This is a genomic window from Streptomyces sp. T12 (assembly GCF_028736035.1).
Taxonomy (GTDB): domain Bacteria; phylum Actinomycetota; class Actinomycetes; order Streptomycetales; family Streptomycetaceae; genus Streptomyces.
In genome coordinates, this window is sequence record NZ_CP117866.1 from 5,588,468 (window position 1) to 5,610,220 (window position 21,753).

General features: G+C 71.6%; 21 protein-coding genes and 1 pseudogene. 10 read left to right on the plus strand and 12 right to left on the minus strand.

Annotated features, from left to right (window positions below; genetic code table 11):
- Positions 1 to 64 precede the first annotated feature (64 nt).
- The 4 genes from PBV52_RS25110 to PBV52_RS25125 all read left to right on the plus strand — a co-directional run bounded on the left by PBV52_RS25110 (position 65) and on the right by PBV52_RS25125 (position 5,277).
- On the plus strand, positions 65 to 1,327 hold the full coding sequence (locus tag PBV52_RS25110; protein WP_274241253.1) for a pitrilysin family protein: 1,263 nt from the start codon (positions 65 to 67) through the stop codon (positions 1,325 to 1,327).
- A gap of 46 nt (positions 1,328 to 1,373) precedes the next feature.
- Positions 1,374 to 3,053 (plus strand): pitrilysin family protein, encoded by a 1,680-nt coding sequence (locus PBV52_RS25115; protein ID WP_274241254.1) that lies wholly within the window; start codon positions 1,374 to 1,376, stop codon positions 3,051 to 3,053.
- A 133-nt stretch (positions 3,054 to 3,186) separates the two neighbouring features.
- Positions 3,187 to 3,387, plus strand: a complete 201-nt coding sequence (locus PBV52_RS25120; RefSeq protein ID WP_128433855.1) for an LxmA leader domain family RiPP — start codon at positions 3,187 to 3,189, stop codon at positions 3,385 to 3,387.
- A gap of 90 nt (positions 3,388 to 3,477) precedes the next feature.
- On the plus strand, positions 3,478 to 5,277 hold the full coding sequence (locus PBV52_RS25125) for an ABC transporter ATP-binding protein (protein ID WP_274241256.1): 1,800 nt from the start codon (positions 3,478 to 3,480) through the stop codon (positions 5,275 to 5,277).
- Here PBV52_RS25125 and PBV52_RS25130 read toward each other — a convergent pair.
- A complete protein-coding gene (locus tag PBV52_RS25130; protein ID WP_274241258.1) occupies positions 5,274 to 6,167 on the minus strand; it encodes a winged helix-turn-helix transcriptional regulator in 894 nt (297 codons plus the stop codon). The two genes, PBV52_RS25125 and PBV52_RS25130, sit on opposite strands and share 4 nt — an antisense overlap.
- Before the next feature lie 92 nt (positions 6,168 to 6,259).
- Here PBV52_RS25130 and PBV52_RS25135 point away from each other — a divergent pair, with 92 nt between their 5' ends.
- Positions 6,260 to 6,928 (plus strand): O-methyltransferase, encoded by a 669-nt coding sequence (locus tag PBV52_RS25135; RefSeq protein WP_274241259.1) that lies wholly within the window; start codon positions 6,260 to 6,262, stop codon positions 6,926 to 6,928.
- A gap of 19 nt (positions 6,929 to 6,947) precedes the next feature.
- Positions 6,948 to 7,823 carry an MOSC domain-containing protein gene (locus PBV52_RS25140; protein WP_274241260.1) on the plus strand — a complete coding sequence of 292 codons (876 nt, stop codon included), beginning with the start codon at positions 6,948 to 6,950 and terminating at the stop codon, positions 7,821 to 7,823.
- A gap of 134 nt (positions 7,824 to 7,957) precedes the next feature.
- Here PBV52_RS25140 and PBV52_RS25145 read toward each other — a convergent pair whose 3' ends face one another.
- From PBV52_RS25145 to PBV52_RS25155, 3 genes and pseudogenes are all read right to left on the minus strand, one after another.
- Entirely contained in the window at positions 7,958 to 8,824 is an 867-nt protein-coding gene (locus PBV52_RS25145) for a hypothetical protein (RefSeq protein ID WP_274241261.1), read from the minus strand.
- A gap of 152 nt (positions 8,825 to 8,976) precedes the next feature.
- Positions 8,977 to 9,531 (minus strand): cysteine hydrolase family protein, encoded by a 555-nt coding sequence (locus PBV52_RS25150; protein ID WP_274241263.1) that lies wholly within the window; start codon positions 9,529 to 9,531, stop codon positions 8,977 to 8,979.
- A 133-nt stretch (positions 9,532 to 9,664) separates the two neighbouring features.
- Positions 9,665 to 10,054 (minus strand): annotated as a pseudogene (locus PBV52_RS25155) (ornithine decarboxylase); the annotation flags it as partial.
- A 122-nt stretch (positions 10,055 to 10,176) separates the two neighbouring features.
- On the opposite strand from PBV52_RS25155, the gene PBV52_RS25160 reads away from it, so the two are divergent.
- Positions 10,177 to 10,653: an SRPBCC family protein gene (locus PBV52_RS25160; RefSeq protein WP_274241265.1), complete on the plus strand. Its 477-nt coding sequence runs from the start codon at positions 10,177 to 10,179 to the stop codon at positions 10,651 to 10,653.
- Positions 10,654 to 10,755: 102 nt separating this feature from the next.
- Here the strand turns inward: PBV52_RS25160 and PBV52_RS25165 are convergent, their stop codons facing one another.
- Positions 10,756 to 11,865: a sugar ABC transporter substrate-binding protein gene (locus PBV52_RS25165; RefSeq protein ID WP_274241267.1), complete on the minus strand. Its 1,110-nt coding sequence runs from the start codon at positions 11,863 to 11,865 to the stop codon at positions 10,756 to 10,758.
- A gap of 172 nt (positions 11,866 to 12,037) precedes the next feature.
- Positions 12,038 to 12,511 (minus strand): hypothetical protein, encoded by a 474-nt coding sequence (locus PBV52_RS25170; protein WP_274241268.1) that lies wholly within the window; start codon positions 12,509 to 12,511, stop codon positions 12,038 to 12,040.
- A 133-nt stretch (positions 12,512 to 12,644) separates the two neighbouring features.
- On the opposite strand from PBV52_RS25170, the gene PBV52_RS25175 reads away from it, so the two are divergent.
- Complete coding sequence (locus PBV52_RS25175; RefSeq protein WP_274241269.1) at positions 12,645 to 13,895, plus strand: sensor histidine kinase; 1,251 nt, start codon at positions 12,645 to 12,647, stop codon at positions 13,893 to 13,895.
- The gene (locus PBV52_RS25180) at positions 13,883 to 14,527 is read left to right on the plus strand and encodes a response regulator transcription factor (protein ID WP_274241270.1); all 645 of its coding nucleotides are present in this window, start codon (positions 13,883 to 13,885) and stop codon (positions 14,525 to 14,527) included. Before PBV52_RS25175 ends, PBV52_RS25180 begins: the two co-directional genes overlap by 13 nt.
- Positions 14,528 to 14,581: 54 nt before the next feature.
- On the opposite strand, the gene PBV52_RS25185 is transcribed toward PBV52_RS25180, so the two are convergent.
- Positions 14,582 to 15,379 (minus strand): maleylpyruvate isomerase family mycothiol-dependent enzyme, encoded by a 798-nt coding sequence (locus tag PBV52_RS25185; protein WP_274241271.1) that lies wholly within the window; start codon positions 15,377 to 15,379, stop codon positions 14,582 to 14,584.
- Positions 15,380 to 15,420: 41 nt separating this feature from the next.
- The gene (locus PBV52_RS25190; protein ID WP_274241272.1) at positions 15,421 to 15,588 is read right to left on the minus strand and encodes a hypothetical protein; all 168 of its coding nucleotides are present in this window, start codon (positions 15,586 to 15,588) and stop codon (positions 15,421 to 15,423) included.
- Positions 15,589 to 15,644: 56 nt separating this feature from the next.
- On the opposite strand from PBV52_RS25190, the gene PBV52_RS25195 reads away from it, so the two are divergent.
- Entirely contained in the window at positions 15,645 to 18,653 is a 3,009-nt protein-coding gene (locus PBV52_RS25195) for a hypothetical protein (RefSeq protein WP_274241273.1), read from the plus strand.
- Positions 18,654 to 18,677: 24 nt separating this feature from the next.
- On the opposite strand, the gene PBV52_RS25200 is transcribed toward PBV52_RS25195, so the two are convergent.
- From PBV52_RS25200 to PBV52_RS25215, 4 genes are all read right to left on the minus strand, one after another.
- Complete coding sequence (locus PBV52_RS25200) at positions 18,678 to 19,028, minus strand: helix-turn-helix domain-containing protein (protein ID WP_274241274.1); 351 nt, start codon at positions 19,026 to 19,028, stop codon at positions 18,678 to 18,680.
- 483 nt (positions 19,029 to 19,511) lie between these two features.
- On the minus strand, positions 19,512 to 19,835 hold the full coding sequence (locus PBV52_RS25205) for an SCO5918 family protein (protein WP_274241275.1): 324 nt from the start codon (positions 19,833 to 19,835) through the stop codon (positions 19,512 to 19,514).
- A gap of 47 nt (positions 19,836 to 19,882) precedes the next feature.
- A complete protein-coding gene (locus PBV52_RS25210) occupies positions 19,883 to 20,158 on the minus strand; it encodes a CBS domain-containing protein (protein WP_373921902.1) in 276 nt (91 codons plus the stop codon).
- Positions 20,159 to 20,232: 74 nt separating this feature from the next.
- A complete protein-coding gene (locus PBV52_RS25215; protein WP_274241276.1) occupies positions 20,233 to 21,723 on the minus strand; it encodes a DEAD/DEAH box helicase in 1,491 nt (496 codons plus the stop codon).
- Between the last annotated feature and the right edge of the window lie 30 nt (positions 21,724 to 21,753).

Here is a 21,753-nt window from a genome sequence, read left to right on the forward strand (position 1 = left end):
ACCGGGGGCCGCGTCGCGTCCCGTCGAGCGAGAACAGGGCAAGCGGAGAGAAGGGAAACAGAGGGTGCGGACGGAGACCTTGGACAACGGGCTGCGGGTCCTGCTCGACCCACGGCCGAACTCCCCGGTGACCGGGATCGCCGTGCACTACGACGTGGGCTTCCGCTCCGAGCCCGAGGGCAGGACCGGGTTCGCCCACCTCTTCGAGCACCTGATGTTCCAGGGCAGCGAGAACGTGGCCCGCGGCGAGCACTTCCGCCATGTGCAGGCCTCCGGCGGCACGGCCAACGCCGCCACGCACCACGACCACACCGACTACCACCAGCTGGTCCCGCCGGGCGCCCTGGAGCGCGTGCTGTTCCTGGAGGCCGACCGCATGCGCGCGCTGCGGATCAGCGCGGAGAACCTGCGCACCCAGGTGGCCGTGGTCCAGGAGGAGATCCGCCTGCAGGTCACCAACCGCCCCTACGGCGGCTTCCCCTGGACGGTGCTCCCCGGCGTCCTGTACGAGACCTTCCCCAACGCCCACAACGGCTACGGCGACCTGCGCGAACTGGAGCGGGCCACGGTGGCGGAGTGCGAGGCGTTCTTCGCGGCGCACTACACCCCGGCGAACGCGGTGCTCACCATCAGCGGTCCCGTCGACCCCGATCACGCCCTCACCCTCGTCCACCGCCACTTCGGCGACATCCCCGCCCACCCCGCCGCGCCCCGGCCCCGACTGGCGGAGCCACCGCCGTGCGGCGAGCGCCGCGGGGAGCACCGGGACCCGCACGCGCCCCTGCCCGCGGTCGCCCTCGGGTACCGGATGCCCGACCCCGCCGCGGACCTCGGCGACTACCTGGCCCACATGGTCCTGGCCCGGCTGCTCGCCGGAGGGGACGACGCCCGGCTGCGGCGGCGCCTGGTCCACGACGGCACGGTCACGTCGGTGCGGGCGAGCTGCGGCTTCTTCGGCCCCCTGCAGGCCCGGGACCCCGACACTTTCCTCCTGGTCGCCCACCACCCGCCCACCACCGCCCCCGAGGCGGTGCCGTCCGCGGTGGACGAGGAACTGGACCGCCTGGCGGCCACCGGCCCCCACCCCCGCGAGCTCTCCCACGCCACCGCCCGCGCCTCCACCGCGCTCTGCCGCTCCTACGACGAACCCCTGACCCGCACCCGCCACGCAGGCGCCTTCGCACTGCTCCACGCCAGCCCGAACCTGGTGACCGACCTGCCCACCCTGCTGCCCCAGGTCACCGCGGAGTCGGTGGCCCACGCGGCCAAGACCCTACGGACGGCGGGCCGCGCGGTCCTGACGCTGATCCCGGGAGGCGTGCCGTGACCTGGTGGCCTGCCTTCCTGCCCCCTGACTGCTGACGAGGACGCCCATGACCCCTGTGCCGCCCGTGCGTGAGCTGCCCGCCCTGGAGGTGGGCCGGGCCTTCCCCCTGCCGCCCCTGGTGGACGCCGTATTGCCCAACGGGCTGCGCGTGGTCGCCGCTCGGGCGCCCTCCGTGCCGATGGTGGAGCTGTGGATGCGCGTCCCGTTGCCGGAGGCCGCCGAGGGGCCCGCCCTCGCCCAGGTCCTCGCCGACACGCTGTTCGCGGACGCGGAAGGCGCCGATGACCTGCTGGGACGGGCGGGCGCCACGCTCGGGGCCGGGGTGGACGGCGGTCAGCTGTCGGTGTCGGCCTCGATGACGGCCGCCGCCTTCCCCGAGGTACTGGACCTGGTGGCCGGGGCGCTGACCGGTGCGGCCCATCCCGACCGGGCGTGCGAGCACGCCGTGCGCCGCCTGACCGCACAGCTCGGCCCGCTGCGCGCGCAGCCGCGGATCCTGGCCCAGGACGCGCTGCGCCGCCACTGCTACGGCCCCGACGTCCCGCCCCTCCTCCCCGATGAGCAGACCCTGGCCGCCGTCACCGCCGACCGCGTACGACAGCTGCACCACCAGGGCATGCGCCCCCGCGGCGCCCTCGTGGTCCTCGTGGGCGACCTCGACCCCACGGCAGCGGTCAACCACGCCACCACCGCCCTGTCCACCTGGCCGCCGACAGCCACCTGGCCCTGCGCGTCCGCCGGGTCCTCGGCGTCCGCTGGGTCTTTGGCGTCCGCTGGGTCGTTGGTGTCCGCTCAGCTCTCGGAGTCCGCTCAGCCCTCGGCGTCCGCTGGGTCGTTGGTGTCCGCTCAGGCCTCGGAGTCCCCCCAGCCCTCCGCGTCCCCCCAGCCCTCCGCGCCCGCCCGGCCCTCCGCGTCCGCCCGGCCCTCCGCGTCCGCAGGGTCCTCCGCATCCCCCCACCCCCTGGCATCCCCCCACCCCCTGGCATCCCCCCAGCCCCTGGCGTCCCCCCAGCCCTCCCCACACCCCCGGCCCCCGGACTCCGCCCCGCCCGCGTCCAGTCCCGGCACGGCAGCCCCATCTGCACTCACGCCGACACTCCCGCTACCCCCACGCCGGATGCGGTCGGCCGGTGTCGCCGTCGTCGGTCGGCCCGGGGCCGTGCAGTCGCAGATCATGCTGGTCGCGCCCGGGTTGCCGCGTGACGATCCGGGCTTCGCGGCGCTCAGTCTCGCCAACTGTGTGCTGGGCGGGTTCTTCTCCTCCCGCCTGACGGTCGCCGTCCGCGAGGAGCGCGGGCTCGCCTACCGCATCGACGCCGTGCTGGACGAGCTGCTGGACGAGGAGCTCGTCTTCCTGGATGCCGACACCCGCACCGACGCCACCGAGGCAGCCGTACGCCAGATTCGCGACGAGCTGCTGCGGCTGGCCGAGCGGCCGCCGTCGGCCGCCGAGACGGACGCGGCCCGCGAGTTCTTCACCGGCATGACGGCCCTCGGCGCCGCCTCCCAGGCCGGTCTCGCCGGCGCCCTCATGAACCTGCTGCAGTACGGCCTCTCCCCGGACTGGCTGCGCACGTTTCCGCAGCGGCTCGCCGAGGTAACCCTCGGGGAAGTGGCGCGGGCCGCCCAGGAGTTCTATGCTCCCTCCCGCTTTTCCGGTGTCATTGTCGGCGACCCCTCAGGCCTGGCTTCCCAAGATTTCGACCTCTTCGCCCGGCGCCAATAAATTGAATTTACGGGCCGTCCGCCCAAAAGCACCAGGGGAAACCCCACGCACCGGAAAAGAAACGCATTCCTTGCCCCGCTTCCGAGGTGTTAGAAATCTTCTCACCAGATCGGAACTCCACCTGGAGGAATGAATGAACACCGCTGACCAGCTCATGGCCGGCTACGCCGTCTACACGACCTCCGACGAGATCGGCGCCGGCGCCGCTGCCGATGCTCCGGCCATCAGCCCGGTGAGCATCTTCAGCGCCGCCTCGTCGGTCGAGTGCGCCATCTTCTCCGCCGGTGTCGTCACCAGCGCGAGCGCGGGCGGCACGGTCGCCGGCAACTGCTGACACCCCTCTCCGGCTCCCGGACCGCCCTCGAGGCGTCCGGGAGCCGGCCCCGTTCCGGCCGCACGACGGACAGCCCGGAAGGACCCTGTGATGAGCAAGGACCCCGTGATGAGCGAGACCCCCGGCCCCACCCACCGACTGCGCATCGTCCCCGAACTGGTCCGCGGAAACCTTCCGCAGGTCCTGCTCTCCGTGCTGCTCGCGCTGGCCGCGACCGCCGCGACCCTCGGTGTGCCCCTGCTGGTCAAGGAACTCATCGAGGCCGTCGCCCAGCGCGAGGGCGTCGCCCACCGGGTGGCCTTCATGGCGGCGCTGGCGGTGGGCAGCGCGCTGGCGTCCGCGGCATCGGCGTACCTGCTGGCGCGCCTCGGCGAGCGGTTCGTGCTGCGGCTGCGGGCCCGGGTGATGGAACACACCCTGCGCCTGCCGCTCCAGGTCGTGAAGGCGCAGGGCCCCGGCAACCTGGTCGCCCGGATCACCTCGGACGCCATGCTGCTGCGCTCGGTCATCGACGTCGGCGTGGTCCAGCTGCCGGTGGCGGTGGTGACCGCGCTGGTGACCATCGGCGTCATGGCGTACCTGGACTGGGTGCTGGTGCTGCTCACCCTGGGCGCGTTCGTGATCGCGGGCGCCGTCATCTGGCTGCTGCTGCGCCGGGTGCGCCAGGGCTACGAGTCCATCCAGATCGCCACCGGCGGGCTCGCCCAGCGCTTCACCACCACCCTGACGAACCTGACGACCATCAAGGCCTACCGGGCCGAGCGGCACACCACCGAGGCGCTCACCGAGGACGCGGCGCAGATCACCGGCAGGATGCTCGCCGCCGCGCGCCTGCAGTCCGCCGTGATCCCGGTGATGAGCCTCGGCCAGGAGATCGCGCTGGCCGGCATCGTCATCGTCGGCGGCGTGCGGATCACGCAGGGCGACCTGACGCTCGCCGACTTCGTCGCGTTCCTGCTCTATCTGCTCCAGCTCGTCACCCCCATCACCGTCGTCGTCACCGGCCTGAGCAGGCTCCAGACGGGCCTGGCCGCCAAGGGCCGCTTCGAGGAACTGCTGGCGATCCCGGTCGAGCCGGACTTCGCCGCCCGCGTCCCCGAGCCGGTCGACGACGGCAACGCGGTGGCGTTCGAGGACGTGTCGTTCTCGTACGACGGCCCCGTCGACCTTGCGGGCCGCCGCGTGCTGAACGAGGTCACCTTCCGTGCCCCGCGCCGCGGCCTGACCGCCCTCGTCGGTCACTCCGGCGCCGGCAAGTCCACGGCCCTCGCCCTGATCGAACGGTTCGTCAGTCCGACGAGTGGCCGGGTCACGGTGCTCGGCCACGATGCCGCCGCCTGGCCGCTCGATGAACTGCGCAGGCGGGTGGCGTACGTCGACCAGACCTTCACCCTCGTCGAGGGCAGCGTCCGCGAGAACCTCCTGCTCGGGGCCGGCGCCGACCACCCCGTCGCCGACGAGACGCTCTGGGCGGCGGTGGACGCCGTCGGCCTGACCGCGGACATCGCGGCGCTGCCGCACGGCCTCGACACCACCCTCGGCCGTGAGGTCGACGTCTCCGGCGGCCAGCGCCAGCGCATCGCCCTGGCCCGGGCCCTGCTGAGCGACGCCGAGGTGATCCTGCTCGACGAGCCGACCTCCCAGCTCGACGGCATCAACGAACTGCGCCTGCGCGACCTCGTCGACACCCTGGCGCGCGACCGCGCGGTCCTGGTCGTCGCCCACCGCCTGTCGACCGTCCAGCATGCCGACCATGTGGTGGTGATGGACGGCGGCCGGGTGGCGGCGACCGGCTCGCACCCCGACCTGATGGACCGCAGCAGCCACTACCGCGACCTGGTCCGCAGCCAGCAGTGGCTGAACACCTCCGACGAGCGGGTGCCGGCCTAGGGTCCCTGGGGCCGATCGAGGGCCAGAGCCAGCGCGAGGGCGTCCGAGACGGCGGCCGGGATGTCGCTGACGGGAAAGAGGGCGTGCCGTACGACCCGGTCCGGTCCGACGACGAGGATGAGCCGCTTGATGCGCAGGTTCTGTCCGGCGCGGAACGTCGGCAGCCGCAGTGCCGCCGTGAGCTGGAGCCGGTCGTCGGACAGCAGGGGGAACGGCAGGTCCTCGGCCTGCTGGAAGGCGGCCTGTTCCGACACCGACTGGGTGCTGACCCCGTGGACGGCGATGCCGGCGGCCCGGAACCGGGGCCAGGCGGCGCGGAACTGCCGGTTCTCCAGCGTGCAACCCGCGCTGCCGGGCACCTGGGGTCCCGAGAGGTCGGCCGGGACGCCGGGGACGCCCGTCGCGGGGTAGGCGAAGAGGACGGTCGCCCGGGCGTCGGCGGCCACGGGGTCGTGCTCGTGGCCGCCGGTTCCCGGCAGCCGCAGCCCGACCGGGACGGGTGCCCCCACCAGGGCCGCGACCCGGCGCGCCTCGGCTCCCTCGTCGGGGGCCCGCCCGGTGAGCGTGCCGTCGCCCAGCAGCCATCGGTCGGCCCAGTCCTGGAGCGAGACCAGCACGGGGACCAGCCCGCGGCCCTGCTCGGTGAGCACGTACTCGTAGCGCGGCGGACGATCCTGGTAGCGGCGCCGCTCCAGCACATGGTGGTCGGTCAGGGTGCGCAGCCGTTCGGCGAGGACCTTGCGGGAGACGGCCAGTTCGTCCGCGAGCCGGTCGAAGCGCACATGGCCGCGTGCGATCTCCCGCAGCACCAGCAGGCTCCACCAGTCGCCCACCACCGCCGCGGCCTGCGCGATTCCGCAGGCGTCGTCGGCCACCCGTCGTGGACTCATCGCCGCTCCCCAGCAAAACCTTTGACAGACCGTCGGAGACCGATAGTAGGTTCCCTTTCGGAACGGTAGTCCGTATCGAAGGGGAACTCACTGTGTCTCAGCAGACCTGGACAGCTGTCGACGACTACTTCAACGGTCTGCTGGTCGAGGAGGACGACGCCCTGCTCGCGGCCGCCGCGGACAGCGAGGCGGCAGGGCTGCCGCCGCACCAGGTCGCCCCCAACCAGGGCAAGTTGCTGCACCTGCTGGCCACGCTCCGGGGCGCCCGCACGATCCTGGAGATCGGCACCCTCGGCGGCTACAGCACCATCTGGCTCGCCCGGGCCCTGCCCGAGGACGGCCGCCTGGTGACGCTGGAGGCCGACGAGAAGTACGCCGCCGTAGCCGCCGCCAATGTCTCCCGCGCCGGGCTCGACCGCGCCGTCGACCTCCGCGTGGGCAAGGCCCTGGACTCGCTGCCCCGGCTGGCGGCGGAGGGGGCGGGCCCGTTCGACCTGGTCTTCATCGACGCCGACAAGCCTTCCAATCCCGCCTACCTGGAGTGGGCGCTGAAGCTCACCGGGCCCGGCAGCGTCATCGTCGGCGACAACGTCGTCCGCGACGGCGCGGTCACCGACCCCGCCAGTGCCGACCCTCGCGTCCAGGGCGTCCGCCGCTTCACCGAGCTGATCGCGGAGCACCCCCGCCTCACCGCCACCACCGTCCAGACCGTCGGCGCCAAGGGCTACGACGGCTTCACCCTCGCCCTCGTCACTGCCTAGCGGAACCGGAGGGCACGTCATGGCCCGCGTCATCGAGTTGTCGTACTACCCCGTCAAGGGGTGTGCCGGGGTGTCGGCCCGCGAGGCGCCGCTGACGCCCGCCGGTCTCGCGCACGACCGGAGCTTCATGGTCGTCAGCGAGGAGGGCGTCTTTCGCACCCAGCGCCGCGATCCCCGACTGGCCCTGATCCGACCCGCCGTCAGCGACGACGGCGGACGACTCACCCTCCACGCGCCGGACGCCGAGGCGCTGGAGCTCCGCGTGGACACATCGGGCGCCCGCCGGCCGGTGAACCTGTTCGGGACGGCCTACCAGGGCATCGACCAGGGCGACACGGCCGCCGCATGGCTCTCCGACGTGCTCAGCGCACGCAGCCGCCTGGTCCGGGTCCCGCCGGAACACGACCGAGTGACCGACGGCCGCACGCCGGGCACCTCCGGCTACGCCGACAGCAGCGCGCTGCACGTCCTGTCCCGCGCCACCCTCGCCCTGCTCAACGGCAAGCTGGCCGCACGCGGTGCCGCGCCCCTGCCCATGAACCGTTTCCGGCCGAACATCGTGATCGACGGCTGGGACGACCCGCACACCGAGGACCGGGCCCACGGCCTCAGGGTGGGGACCGCCGAACTGGGCTACGCGAAGCTCGCGATCCGCTGCGCCGTCACCATGGTCGAGCAGGAGTCCGGGCACAGAGCGGGCCCGGAACCACTGCGCACCCTCGCCGGATACCGGCGGGCGGCCGAGGGCGGAGTCGCCTTCGGCACGAAGCTCTCCGTGCTCCGGCCCGGCACAGTTCGCGTCGGCGACGACGTGACCGTCACGGCCTGGGGTGACTCCGAACTGCGCTCGGCGCCGTCCGGTGTGCACGGAGCCGAGCCTGCCGCACCACGCTGAGGCCGCCCGCGAGGCACCACCCCAGCGGCAGGCAAGGGCCTTGCGCACAGAAGCACGGCGTCATGGCGCAGGGCCGCACCCACTCGGGTGCGGCCCCGCGCGCGTTGCCGATCCCGCGGCCGGCCGGGGCCGGGTCAGGCCTTGGAGAGCGTGACCTGGGACTCCTGCTGTCCGGTGTCGGCAGTCACCGGGTAGTCCCGGTCATCCGCTCGGGCTCTGCTGCGCATCGTCGCGGTACCGGGCTGGAACGAGGTGCCGGGTTCCAGGCTGGTGAGGCTGACGGACCAGGGGACGGGCGCGCCCGGGGTGCAGGCCACGGTCGTCTGGTAGGACGCGCCGGGCGTCGCCTTCTTCTGGACCTGGAAGACCTGGCCGGTGAGCGAGACGCTCGCGGGCTTGTTGCACGTCACGGTGCCACCGACGGTGATCCGGCCGTCCGGGGCGTCCACCGTGCCGCCGGGGTCGACGTTCGCCTCCAGGGCGAGCTCAGCCGGAGGCTCGGGCATGACCGCGTGAACCGCACCGCGCAGCGGCACCGTCGATCCGTTGCAGTACTGCTCGAAGGTGGCGTCGAGTTCGCGGACGTAGCCGTAGGGGCCGAAGGCAATGTGCTCGATGGTGAAGGAGCCGGAGCTGGTGTTGCACCATTTCTCGGTCCCGTTGTCGGTCCCGCTGAACACGAGTTCCGGATCCTGGGGCTGGGCGTAGGGCCACTGCTTCGCCCCGGTGTACGTGGTGCCCTCGGTCAGCTTCTGACCGTCGGGGGCGGCGACGATCAGGCGCCAGAGCGTGCCCTCCTGCGCGTCCACCGCGACGGTGAGGCCGTTCTGGTCCGTGCTGCCCTGGACGTCGAAGAGCTGGACCGCTCCAGCCGTGTACGCGTACGACTGACCCCCTGAAATGGGCTCGCCCGCTTCGCCGCCGAAGCTCAGCGATCCCGACGCCGCGCTGTGCGCCTGCGCACTGCCCACCAGCGGCGCGGCCGTGAGCGCGACCGTCATGGCCGTGACGACGCCCAAGGTCCGGGCCAGTATGCGTCTCGGCGTGGTACTTCTCGTCAAGGTCCCCCCAAGGGAGTGTTTCAACAGACTTCTGGGAGGCCGTCAGGCCCCACTGGAGAAGCGCGTGAGCTGCAACAAGCGTCACAGCGGCCTCAGAAGTCGACTTCCTTCGCCGTGAGGATCCGGGCGCCCATGTTGCGCTCCATCATTTCCAGGGCGGCGGAGGCCAGATGGGGATGGATGGAGGCGACGGCGTCCCTGGGCACCGTGACCTCCAGGTGGCGGATGTGCGCGTCCAGGGCGGAGTAGAGGACGCACTGCTCGGTGACCTGACCGGTCAGCACCACTTGTCCGACGTCCAGTCGCCACAGGAGGTAGGCCAGGGGCGTCTCGTAGAAGACGGAATGGCGGGCCTTCACCACGAAGAGCGACTCGTCGTCGGGCCGTATCGGCTCGATCAGGTCGGCGTGCGGCCGGGCCAGCGCGGTGTCCACGAGTTCCCCGTGGTGGGAGCGCCACAGCCCGAAGTTGTCGTTCGCGTAGATCACCGGTACGTCCGCCTTGCGGGCCCGGTCGATCAGCTCCGCCAGGACGGGCACGACACGCCGGACGGACGGCACGAGCAGTTCGGCGTCCTCGTGGTCGTAGGTGTTGATCATGTCGACCACGACGAGAGCGAGCCCCGTCGGATCCGTACGCCGGTCCACGCCCTCCACCGTCCGTCCGGCTGCACTGCGAACGCGCTGGCGAGTACCCGGTGGCTCGACGGGCGTAACAACGGGAAGCCCGTCCCGGGGTGTGGGGCAGGGCGCGCCCGTCAGCTCTCCGCGACGACCCGTACGGTCCGGTCGTGCCGAGGAGGTCGGCCCGCGAGGCCAGTTCGGCGGGGTCGATCAGGTCGCCCTGGAGATCGAACACCGAGCCCATGCCCTTGAGGTCGGCCGCGGCACCGTACGGCGTGGGACTGGTGACCAGGGCCCCGTCCGCGTCCGGATGCTCCGCGAACGCCTTGGCGTAGGCGGCCGTGGACGGGGGGTGGGCGAGGTGCCGGGAGGCGTCCCACTGGGGCTCCACCCACACCGGCTCGACGCCGGACAGGATGAGTCCGGCCGCCACCGACTTGTGCGCGTCGCGCCCGACGAGGAGCCGGTGGCCGGGACAGGTCACCGCCAGCATGGCGGCCTTCACCGACAGGGAACTGCCACAGGTTCGGACGTGGGCACCGGACGCGGACCACGTGGCCCGTGGTCTTTTACGTCGGGTTTCCCGGGTACCCGGCGCTTCGCACACGCACGGGAGGTCGGTACACCCACCGCGGCCGACCCCGGTGAAGAGCGGACAAGGAGGCATCAATGAGCACGGTCAAGGAAACAGTCGACGTGGACGTCTCGCTCCGCAGGGCATACGACCAGTGGACGCAGTTCGAGGAGTTCCCGAACTTCATGGAAGGCGTCGACGAGGTCACCCAGCTCGACGACCGGCACAATCACTGGACCACCAGCATCGGTGGGATCAGGCGTGAGTTCGACACGGAGATCGTCGACCAGATGGCGGACGACCGGATCACCTGGCGTTCCGTCGGCGGTGACACCAAGCAGCGCGGCTCGGTCCGGTTCGAGCGCCTTGACGACGCGCACACCCGGGTGGAGCTCACGATGGACGTCGAGCCGACCGGAGTCGCCGAGAAGGGCGCGGACGCCCTGGGCATGATCGACCGGCGGGTGAAGGGCGACCTGCGCCGCTTCAAGGACTACGTCGAGAGTGGCGGCGGCCCGAGCGGCGGCTGGCGCGGCCGCATCCGGCCGGAGGACCCGGGCACCAGCCTCTGACGCCCCGGCCGGTCCCGTGCTCCAGCGAGGCCGGCCGGGCAGCGTTCCCGGCGAGGTCTGGCGTCGCCGCAGGGCGCATCGTCGGGGTACGGGGCCGCCACGTCACTCGGTGAGTCCGGCCTTCTCGCAAGCGGAGGCGACCTTCGGGGTGCAGATCTGGTCGGTCGTGTACACGCCGTCCTTGACCACGGTGTCCTTGATGTCGTCGACGGTCACGGGGATGGGCTTGAGCAGGACGGCGGGGATGTCTTTGGTGGTGGCCGTGTCGACCGTGGTCTCGGCGATCCCGTCGAGCTTTTCGCCGCGGCCCAGGGCGACGGCCATCTCGGCGGCCGCGTCGGCTTCGGCCTTGAAGGGCTTGTAGACGCTCATGTACTGGTCGCCGCTGAGGATGCGCTGCACGGCCGCGAGGTCGGCGTCCTGGCCGGTGACCGGGGGCCACGGCTCGATGCTGGAGGCCTTGAGGGCGGAGATGACGCCGGAGGCGAGACCGTCGTTGGCGGCGTAGACGCCGTCGATGCCGTCGGCGCCCAGGGCGGCGATGGCGCGGACCATGTTGGCGTGGGCGCTCTCCTGCTTCCAGCCCTGGATGTCGTACGTCTTGCCGATCTCGACCTTGCCCTCGAGGGCGGACAGCGCGCCCTTCTTGAAGGCGACGTTGGTCGGGCTGGTCTGGGGACCGTTCATCATGACGATCCGGCCGTCGTCCGCCTTGTCGCCCAGGGCCTTGAGGAGCGCCTCGCCCTGGAGCCTGCCGACCCGTTCGTTGTCGAAGGAGACGTAGCCCGAGATCGGGCCCTCGACGAGGCCGTCGTAGGCGATGACCGGGATGCCCGCGTCGTGTGCCCTGTCGACCGCGGAGCGCAGAGATCTGAAGTTCACGGCGCTGAGGATCAGGACCTCGACGTCCTTGTTGATCAAGGTGTCCACCAGTTGTTGCTGGGTGGCCACGTCCCCCTCGGCGTTGCCGTACTCCACCGTGCAGTCCGCGCACAGCTCCTTGAGCTTCTTCTCGATCAGGGGCTTGTCGAACTGCTCCCAGCGAGTCTGGACGATCTGGGAGAACAGCAGGCCGACCGTGAAGCCGCCCTCGCCGGAGGCAGTCCCGCCCGAGTCGGCGGACTCCCCGCCCGCGCCGCAGGCAGCCAGGGACACGGCCAGCGACAGCGCGGCGGCCGCGGCGATGGCGGTACGAGCCCGATACGCACTCACCCGGGGACCTCCCTGGCGCGTCCGAGGAACCCCCTGACCGTCCACGTCGGCCACTCACTGCCAGGATAGGCCGGGCTTCTTCAAGGGGCGGTGCCGTGCCGCTGCCCCAGCAGCGGGGCCGCCGCGGTGGTCGCCGTGGCTCGCCCGACGAAGACGCCCGCAAACTGCCGGCTCACGCTCGTCCGGCCTGCCCCCTTGCGGCCAGTACGACGCACATCACCGCCAGCGGCAGCTCCGCGCCCAGTGCCATCGCCGCCGCCGAGACCTGATCCACGCCCGGTGCCGCCGTCATCGTGTCGAACCAGGCGTCGACCACCAGCAGCGTGGCGGCGGCGGTGGCCGTGAGCGCGTGCAGGCGGTGGCCTCGTACGGCCAGCAGCCCCGTGGCGATCAGGCCCAGTGCCTCCGCGGCGTCCAGGCCGATCCAGACCGTGCGCCAGTTCGAGGCAACGGCCGTTCCGGGCAGGCTGCCCGCCAACACGACCAGCCAGGGCAGCAGAGCCAGCCCGCTGACGACCAGGACGTGTTCCATCCGGCACCAGCGGCGCACCCGCCCCGCGGTCGACCCGCCCTCGACACCATGTGGGTGACGGGTGATCAGCGCGCTCATCCGGTCGGCCTCCTCGCGTTCGCGGTTCTCTTTCATGGCCTCCAGCCTCGCCCGCGCGGCGATCACAGTCAGTAACGCAGAGGTCCGTTCCGGGGTGGCACCAGGTACACCCCCAAGACGGACGCCTACGCCATGGACCACCCCTGACCTCGGCACTTACCGTTCCCCCATGCACATAACCGCCCGCCTGCGGCGCGTGATCCTGTGGCCGTTCCAGGGAGCCGGCCGCCCGGTGGCCTTCATCGCCACGGGGGTCCTGATCCAGCTCGCCGTCCTGGTCGTCATGGCTCTGCCGTGGATCCTCTTCGTCCCGGAAACGTTGGCGGCCACCCTCCTCGCGGTTCTCGTCCCGCTCGCCGCCGTCATGCTGGCCGGGCCGTTGCTGACCGAGGCCCAGCACGCCCGCTTCCGTACTCGTCTCGGCGTGGACATCCCCTCGCCCTACGGGGGACCGCGCCCCCGGCTGCCCGAGTGGCTGCGGTCCTCTGCGGGGCGTCGGCAGCTCAGTTACCACCTGCTGTACGGGCCGCTCCTCGCCCTCGCAGCGGTCTTCGTCCTTCTGATGTGGGCCACGTCCGCCGTGGCCGCCTCGATCTACGTATGGATCTGGCTCGTTCCGCCGGAGTGGCGCCTCGGCCAAGCCGGCTACACCACCTGGGCGGCATACGCCACCGCCGCCGGAATCGCCCTGCTCTGCGCGGCATCCTGGCTGTCCGGAGCCCTCACCCGGCTCGACACCCGCACCGCCACGGTCCGGCTCGGGCCCAGCCGTGAGGAGCAGTTGGCGCGCCGGGTCGAGGACCTGGCCGAGAGCCGGGCGGGCCTGGTGGACGTCGTCGACGCCGAACGGCGGCGCATCGAACGGGACCTGCATGACGGCGCCCAGCAGCGGCTGGTCTCGTTGGCGGTCAACCTCGGGCTGGCCAGGGCGACGCTCGGTGACCTGACCGAGGACGTCCGCCGCGTGATCGACGAGGCGCACCGGGAGGCGAAGGAGGCGATAGAGGAGTTGAACGATCTGGTGCGCGGGCTGCACCCGGCCGTTCTGGAGGACCGCGGCCTCGACGCCGCGATCTCGGGTATCGCGGCCCGGGTGCCCCTTCCGGTAGGGGTGACGGTGAACCTGCCGTCGAGGCCGTCGCCCGCGGTCGAGGCCGTCGCGTACTTCATCGTCTCCGAAGCGCTGACGAACGTGGTGAAGCACGCGCAGGCGTCCCGGGCCGAGGTCACGGTGGAGTGCGTCGGCGCGACCCTGGTTCTCGTCGTCAGCGACGACGGTGTGGGCGGCGCCGAACCCGCCGGCGGTACCGGGCTGGCCGGGCTGGCCAAGCGGGTCGCGTCGGTCGATGGCAGGCTGTCGGTCGACAGTCCCGTCGGGGGGCCGACCGTCATGACCGTGGAGTTGCCGTGCGTGCCGTGATCGCCGAGGATTCCGTCCTGCTCCGGGTCGGCGTGATCAAGGTGCTGGAGATGGCCGGCTTCGAGGTGGTCGCCGAAGTCGGCGACGCTGCGGCCTTGTTGGCGGCGGTGGCGGAACACCGGCCGGACATCGCGGTGGTGGATGTCCGGATGCCTCCCGGCTTCACGGACGAGGGGGTACGCGCCGCGCTGGTCATCAGGCAGCAGTGGCCCGAAACGGCCGTCATGCTGCTCTCGCAGTACGTGGAGGAGCGGTACGCGGCCGATCTGCTGTCCGCCCACACGTCGGGGATCGGCTACCTGCTCAAGCAACGGGTCGCGGACGTCGTGGAGTTCGCCGACGCCCTGCGCCAGGTGGCCAAGGGCGGCACCGCACTGGACCCCCAGGTGGTGTCCCAACTGCTGACGCGCCGCCACAGCGACCCGCTGGACCGGCTCACCCCGCGAGAACGCGAGGTCCTGGAGCTGATGGCGGGCGGTCGGTCCAACGCCGGGATAGCCGCGCAACTCGTCGTCAGCGAGAGCGCGGTGGCCAAACACATCAACAGCATCCTCGCCAAACTCGACCTGCCGAAGGCCGATGCGGACCACCGCCGGGTGCTCGCCGTTCTGCGCTTTCTCGGCGTGGCCTGAGGACCGGGGCGGTGGGGGCCGCCTCCATCAAGGCCTGCTCGCGGTCGTCCCGTCCTACTCCTCCGGCTCCCAGGCCTGGAGCAGGTCGAACAAACCTGCGTCTCCCTCGATCTGCAGGGAGTCCGCCGGGATACGGTCGTACACGAAGAGAACCAGCTCACTGGCCGTGCCGCGAACGGAGACGCCAGCCGCGTTCGGGCCCTCGTCGGCAGCGGCGACAGGCGTCGTGCCGGGCGCGGAGACACGGGTGGAGCGTGCGCCGTCGCCGTCGACCGTGAGGCGCCAGGAGTGGCCCTCGGTGGCGTGGAAGTCGAAGGCAGTGGGCTTGTGCGGCCAGGCACCCGTCGTTGCGACGCAGGTGGACAGGAACTCGTCGACACCGTCGAGCGCCGCCTCGTCCGGCAGCGGCTGCGGGGCACCTACGGTGATCTGGGCGTCGTACGTGTGCACCGCCATCTGCTGGAGCTGGTGCCGAGCTACGGCACCGCAGGTCTGCGGCGACTGCGACGCGCCCCACCACGTCCAGCAACCGCGATCCGGGCCGGCCTTCCGCAATGCGTCCAGCAGTTGCTCCGTGGACTCCGCCAACCAGGCCAGCAGGGCCTCGCGCTCCCGAGGCGCAGCCGGGGCGCCCTCCGCTGCGGACTTGGCCGGAGCAGGCCCTGCGGCGACGGTGGCCGCCCAGTCGCGGCGCCCCTCGCCGATGTGCTGCGCCAGATCGAACAGCGTCCACTCGGGGCAGGTCGGCACCTGCACGTCGAGGCTGGGAGCGGAGGAGACCGCGGCACGGAACGCGACCGAGCGTTCGTCTATCAGCCGCAGCAGAACGGGGAACTCAAGTGTCTTTGCCACGCTGCTGTTTACCATCACGCCCGGACAACCGCCGCCGATTTTCACAGCCGGAACAGCCGGAACAGCCGGAACAGCCGGAACAGCCGGAACAGCCGGAACAGCCCCCGCTCGCGCGGCATGCCCCGGAGTGCGACCAGGTCACGAAATTCCTCTGCCTGGTGAGAGAAGTGCCCTGCTCGGTGAGAAAACGGAATCCCGCCGCTGTGCACAGCGGGCCTCCGTGCCATGATCCTCGCCCTGACGTTCGAGCAGAGATCGGGCTGCCATGCCTTCGCACAGACGCCGCTTCCTCGCTGTCCCGGTAGCCCTCACGGCGCTCGCCACAGCCCAGGCCGTCATCCCGGTCACGGCCACCGCCGTGCCGGTGACCGAGGTGTCGACCACGCTGGCCGCGCGGACGACTTCCGTGCCCGCCGCAGACGAGATATCCGGTTCCGGTCAGGCGGTCGTCTGGCGTCAGAAGACCTCCGCCGACACGGCGGCGCACGGCTGGCTCGCCGTCTCCGGAGGCATCCCCCAAGACCTTGGCCGACTCGCCGACACCGGCGAAACGGTGAACGTCGACCCGGTGTCCGTACAGGACGCAGTGGTGGCCGTCGCCACCTCCGCCAACCCGAACGGTGATCTCGCCGACCATGTCACGCTGCGCCACCTCGACTCCGGTGACGTGGACAATCTCCCGGTCGCCTACGACAGTTCGGGAGCCGCGGGGGACGAGCGTTACCGCGCGCAGGCCGGCGACGGCATCCTCGTCCAGCAGAGCTACGACACCGACGACGCCGCCCGTCGCGTACGCCTGCTGCTGCGCACACCCGGCGGCGAGGACCGGACGCTGCTGTCCGATGACGAGCAGTACGAAGTCCTCGCTTCGGACGCACACGGCGCCCTGGTGCTGCGGCGGACCGCGCCCGGCTGGGACCACAAAATCGTGTACGTCGACTTCGCCACCGGCGCGTCGGTCACCGTGGCGGAGCCCACGACCGACGAGTTGCCGCAGGGCCTGGAGTTCACCCCGAGCCATGTCGGAGTCATCGACGGCTCGACCCTGACCGAGTGGCGGCGCTCGGCGCCCGGGGACGGCCCGTCCACCGTCACCCTGCCCGTCAGCGGGGCGCGCTGGATCAGCGACGACACGCTCGCCTGGTACCAGTTCGACTCGTCGGACGGAGCGTCCGAGCTGTTCGCGATGGCCAGGGACGGCTCCACCGCGGCGAAGGACCTCGGCGGAACCTTCACCGACCTCTCGGTCGGCGACGACGGCAAGATGCGCGTGACGCTCTACCGGCCCGATGTGGACGCCGCGATCCAGACTCTCGCCGACGGCCGGGTGTCCACCGCCGCCGGTGACGCCACCACGATCCCCGCCGGCCCCGCCAGGCTGGACGCGCTGGCCCTGTCCCGCGGTGCGCTCTACACGGCCGACGACTCCTCCCGTCAGCAGGGCGTGCTGCTCCGCTCGAACCTGTCGGCCGGCCCGGCCGGGGCCTCGGCGAGCACGCCGTCCCGGGTGCTGGACTACTCCGACGGCCTGGTCCACCAGACCCTGGCCGCCGCCGGGGGACGCGTCCTGGTCGTGCAGGGCGGTCCCCCCGCGCAGGCCCACCTCCAGGTGTACGAGGACGGCAAGCTGGTCGGCACACAGCTGAACTTCTCCGACCCCTCGGACGTGAAGGTCGTGGACTTCGACGGTGCGCACGTCCTGCTGGCGGACAGGACGACCGCGTCCGACGGCACTCTCCTCCTCGACACCTTCGCCGATGACGCCAGGCAGAGGGTGCCTGCCGGCTCCGCGCTGGACGGCGGCGCCGTGTACTCCTCGGTGCGCAACGGCACCACGTCCACCTGGTCGATCCGCCGGACCGACCTGACCACCGGCACCGCCACCACCGTCGCCACCGTGAGCTGCCTTCCCGGCAGCCTCCAGGTGCGCGGCTCCCGGATCCTGCTGACCACCTGCGGGGCCGCCTCCACCACTGGCCTGCTGCTCAAGGCGGGAAGCTCGGCCGGCACCGCCGTGGACGCCTCCGTCCGCACGCCGATCCTCGGCACGGACGTTCTCTACACCTTCACCAAGTCCTCGGACGGCGGCGCCGTCACGCTGAACGCCCAGTCGCTGCTCGGGACGACGACCGCGGCGCAGCCCCTGTTCGCCCTCCCCGAGAAGGCCGACTCCGCCGCCGCCGAACGGTGGGCGGTCGACCGTGACGCGCCCTGGGCGGCCTGGATGGACGACGCCGGTGTCACCCACGTGACCTGGGCGGGCGTTCCCACCACCGCCTCGGCCGCAGCCCCGACCGGCTTCAGCCCCAACGGCGACGGCTCGGCCGACACCTGGATCCCCACCTGGACCTACAACCGGCCGGTGAGCTGGACGCTCACCCTCAAGTCCGGCACCACACAGGTGCGTTCCCTGACCGGTACGGCCTCCGACGGCAAGGTCGCAGCGGTGTGGAACGGAACGACGCAAACGGGCGGAGCGGCCGCCGAGGGCGCGTACACCTGGACGCTGACCGTGCGCGACACCGTCACCGGCCGGGCGGCAGCCGACGTCAGTGGCAAGGTGACCCTGCGCCGGGTGGCCCCTGCCGCCGCCGTCACCGCGCCGACCCTCGCGAGCAGCGCGGCGACGAGCGCCGCGGTGCCGGTCGCCTGGTCGGCGAAGACCGCGGGCGTGAAGTCGTACGACGTCGGCTGGCGCGTTGCCACCCGTGACAGCGCGGGCGTCTGGAAGCTCGGGCCGCTGCACACCTGGCGCACCTCCACCACGGCCACCTCCGCGGTCTTCGGCAAAGCGGGCAGCCCCGTGACGCCCGGGCCGGGGCTCACCTACCGGTTCTACGCCCGCGCCCACGACGACGCCGGCCAGACCGGCTCCTGGAGCAGGGCGGCGACCACCGGCATCCCGGTCGACGACCGTGCGACGGCACTGCACTACACGGGCACGTGGAAGTCGGTGGCGGCAACCTCCGCCTGGTCCGGCACCGAACGTACCTCCGCCACCAAGGGGGCGTACGTCTCCTTCTCGGCGGACGGCACCCAACTGCGCATCGTGGCGACCCGGAAGTCGAACGGCGGGCGCTTCGCGGTGGTGGTGGACGGAAAGACGGTCGGCACGGTGAACACCTACGCCGCGAACACCGCCTACCGGCAGGTGGTGTTCACCTACACCCTCGGCACCACGATCACCACCCACAAGGTGCAGTTGCGGATCCTCTCCGGCAGCACACCCGCAAGATCCACCGTCACCCTGGACGCCGTCATGGTCACCCGCTGAGCCGACCCGCCCGCGCCCGCGAGGTCAGCTCGAACCGGGACCGGAACTGTCGGACGCCGCCTTCGCGGCACGGCGGTACTCGGCGTTGATGCGCTGCGCTTCCTCCAGCTGGTCCTCGAGGATGACGATGCGGCAGGCAGCCTCGATCGGGGTTCCCCTGTCGACGAGCTCGCGGGCGCGAGCGGCGATCCGCAGTTGGTAGCGGGAGTACCGGCGATGTCCGCCCTCCGAGCGCAACGGAGTGATCAGACGGGCCTCACCGATGGCTCGGAGGAAGGCGGGGGTGGTGCCGAGCATTTCGGCGGCCCGGCCCATGGTGTACGCGGGGTAGTCGTCGTCGTCCAGGCGATCGCTGAGTGGATTATCTGCTGCCATGTCACCTCGTTGTGCAACGCGTCGAGGGGCCCCGATGCCGTACGGCACCAGGGCCCCGAAGGGAATTCAACACCATCTGTCGGCCCTCATGCTGTGCCGACCTTCTGTTTCCGCTACCCGGCCCGACGAGGGCAGGGGTGCGGGGATCGCAGCTGCGTGACTGGGGACCACCATCCATTCCGGGGTCGTGCGGTACCCAACCACTGGGGTGAACGGGTACTGCGGTACTGACCTGCGAACTTCAGGTACTGCTACCCGCCAGTTCATGTCTGTCGGGTCTCGCTTGACCGTGTCAACGAGAAAAAGCGTAATTGCGCCAGGAGGCAATGTCTACTCTGGCAAGAGTAGATTTTGGCATCCAGGTGACACAGGCATCCTGGGTCCTGCGGCAGCGGGTGACGGCGATACGACGAAGAGGGCCCTGCCGACGCGCGTCGGCAGGGCCCTCTTCGGGCCTGTGATGGCGGTTTCCCCGCCGGTCCTTTACATCTCCTGCATCTGCGCAGAGACGGTGCCGCCGAGCAGCGCCGATGCGGTCCGTAGCGCAGTGGGGACGCCCACCGGTGCGGTCTCGGGGTGCTCGTGGCAGGTGAAGCCGAGGCGGGTCAGGGCCCGGACGACCTCGCCGCTGGTGAAGTCGCGGCGGTCCTGACGGGTGATGACCTGCCCCACCTGCTTGACCGGGTAGCGGCGGCGGCCGACGGTCACGGACTCACCCGTGACGAGCTCGGGCCTGACGCCCTTCATCGAGGCCAGCACCCCGCTCTTGGTCAGCTCGAACGGGTACCGGGCGATGACACAGCGCATGATGCCTCACAGGGATGAAGGGGGACCGGCTGAGCGGGCGAGGTGGATCAGCGGGCGAGGGTGAGGACGTCCCGTAGACGGAGGCGGTCCGTGTAGGTGGGGCTGCCGCGCAGAACGGCGAGCCCGGCCAGGGTGATCAGGCCCGTGCTCTGTTCGTCCCCGTCGCACAGGACGAGGTGATCGACACGAGCACCGGCCATGAGGGACAGCGCCACCTCGACCGTCATGTCGTCACAGACCCGGGGTCCGCACGCGTCCCTGCCGTCGCCCCCGGCCTTGGGGGAGGGGTCCACTCCATGGTGCTGCATCTGAGCCGGCGTCATAGGTGCCTCCTACGGGAAGGGGTGGGCCTGTGATGGGCAGGGGCGGGCTGGTGCAGCTGGTGCACGCAGCGGCTCTAGGCAGCCGAGCCGAAACCGGTCCGCCGCGGTGCCCTGCGGCGCGCCGCTTCGCCCACGGGTCGGCCCTGGCCGGCCTGGCCCCGGCGGCCCCGACGGCCCCGGGACGAGGACGAGGAAGACGCCGCGCGGGGACGTTCCACGTTGGGCGCGGTGATGACGACCGGGACACCGGAAGGGGCCTGGGCGCCTGTGATGCGGCTCAACTCCGCCTCGCCCGACCGCACCTGGGCGATCCGGGGGGTGATGCCCGCCGAAGCCATCAGCCGGCTCACCTCGCGACGCTGGTCACGGGTCACCAGGGTGACGACGCTGCCGGACTCGCCGGCACGGGCCGTACGGCCGCCGCGGTGCAGGTAGTCCTTGTGGTCGGTGGGCGGATCCACATTGACGACCAGGTCGAGATTGTCGACGTGGATCCCGCGCGCCGCCACGTTGGTCGCCACCAGCACCGTCACATGCCCGCTCTTGAACTGGGCCAGGGTCCGCGTGCGCTGCGGCTGGGACTTGCCACCGTGCAGGGCCGCGGCACGGACACCGCTGCTCAGCAGGTGCTTGGTCAGCCGGTCCACCGCGTGCTTGGTGTCGAGGAACATGATCACTCGGCCGTCCCGGGCCGCGATCTCGGTGGTCGTCCGGTGCTTGTCCGCGTCGTGCACATGGAGTACGTGGTGCTCCATCGTGGTGACCGCGCCCGCCGACGGGTCGACGGAGTGGACCACCGGGTCCGTCAGATAGCGGCGGACCAGCAGGTCGACGTTGCGGTCCAGGGTGGCCGAGAAGAGCATCCGCTGCCCGTCGGGGCGCACCTGGTCGAGCAGGGCGGTGACCTGGGGCATGAAGCCCATGTCGGCCATCTGGTCGGCCTCGTCGAGGACCGTGATGGCGACATCGTTCAGCCGGCAGTCGCCCCGGTCGATGAGGTCCTTGAGCCGCCCGGGCGTCGCCACGACCACCTCGGCACCGGCGCGCAGCGCACCGGCCTGCCGGCCGATGGACATTCCGCCGACGACGGTGGCCAGCCGCAGGCTCACGGAGCGGGCGTACGGAGTGAGCGCGTCGGTGACCTGCTGGGCGAGCTCGCGGGTGGGGACGAGGACGAGGGCGAGCGGCTGCCGCGGCTCGGCGCGCCGCCCGGCTGTACGGGCCAGTGCGGCGAGGCCGAAAGCGAGGGTCTTGCCCGAGCCGGTGCGGCCACGGCCGAGTACGTCACGGCCGGCCAGGGAGTTCGGCAGGGTCGCCGCCTGGATCGGGAACGGCACGGTCACACCTTCATGGCCGAGCGTGGCCAACAGCCGTGCGGGCATGGCGAGATCGGCGAACGACTCGACGGCGGGCAGCGCGGGCGTGACCGTCTTCGGCGGTGCGAACTCGCCCTGTACGGTCTGTCGATTTCCGTGGTTCTGGGAACGGCGCGGACCGCCGGAGCGGTTGGCGGCAGCTCCTCCACCGGAGCGGCCACGGGTATGGGTTGTGCGCGTGCGATTCATGCGGAACCTTCCTTGATGCGGCGCGTATCA

Excerpts from the sequence above, each read along its gene's own strand:
- PBV52_RS25195 (WP_274241273.1), top strand. The coding sequence starts at position 15,645 with ATGCCTTCGCACAGACGCCGCTTCCTCGCTGTCCCGGTAGCCCTCACG.
- PBV52_RS25140 (WP_274241260.1), top strand. The coding sequence starts at position 6,948 with ATGGCCCGCGTCATCGAGTTGTCGTACTACCCCGTCAAGGGGTGTGCC.
- PBV52_RS25170 (WP_274241268.1), bottom strand. The coding sequence starts at position 12,511 with ATGAAAGAGAACCGCGAACGCGAGGAGGCCGACCGGATGAGCGCGCTG.
- PBV52_RS25205 (WP_274241275.1), bottom strand. The coding sequence starts at position 19,835 with ATGCGCTGTGTCATCGCCCGGTACCCGTTCGAGCTGACCAAGAGCGGG.
- PBV52_RS25215 (WP_274241276.1), bottom strand. The coding sequence starts at position 21,723 with ATGAATCGCACGCGCACAACCCATACCCGTGGCCGCTCCGGTGGAGGA.
- PBV52_RS25115 (WP_274241254.1), top strand. The coding sequence starts at position 1,374 with ATGACCCCTGTGCCGCCCGTGCGTGAGCTGCCCGCCCTGGAGGTGGGC.
- PBV52_RS25200 (WP_274241274.1), bottom strand. The coding sequence starts at position 19,028 with ATGGCAGCAGATAATCCACTCAGCGATCGCCTGGACGACGACGACTAC.
- PBV52_RS25145 (WP_274241261.1), bottom strand. The coding sequence starts at position 8,824 with ATGACGGTCGCGCTCACGGCCGCGCCGCTGGTGGGCAGTGCGCAGGCG.
- PBV52_RS25160 (WP_274241265.1), top strand. The coding sequence starts at position 10,177 with ATGAGCACGGTCAAGGAAACAGTCGACGTGGACGTCTCGCTCCGCAGG.
- PBV52_RS25125 (WP_274241256.1), top strand. The coding sequence starts at position 3,478 with ATGAGCAAGGACCCCGTGATGAGCGAGACCCCCGGCCCCACCCACCGA.
- PBV52_RS25130 (WP_274241258.1), bottom strand. The coding sequence starts at position 6,167 with ATGAGTCCACGACGGGTGGCCGACGACGCCTGCGGAATCGCGCAGGCC.
- PBV52_RS25210 (WP_373921902.1), bottom strand. The coding sequence starts at position 20,158 with ATGACGCCGGCTCAGATGCAGCACCATGGAGTGGACCCCTCCCCCAAG.
- PBV52_RS25120 (WP_128433855.1), top strand. The coding sequence starts at position 3,187 with ATGAACACCGCTGACCAGCTCATGGCCGGCTACGCCGTCTACACGACC.
- PBV52_RS25175 (WP_274241269.1), top strand. The coding sequence starts at position 12,645 with ATGCACATAACCGCCCGCCTGCGGCGCGTGATCCTGTGGCCGTTCCAG.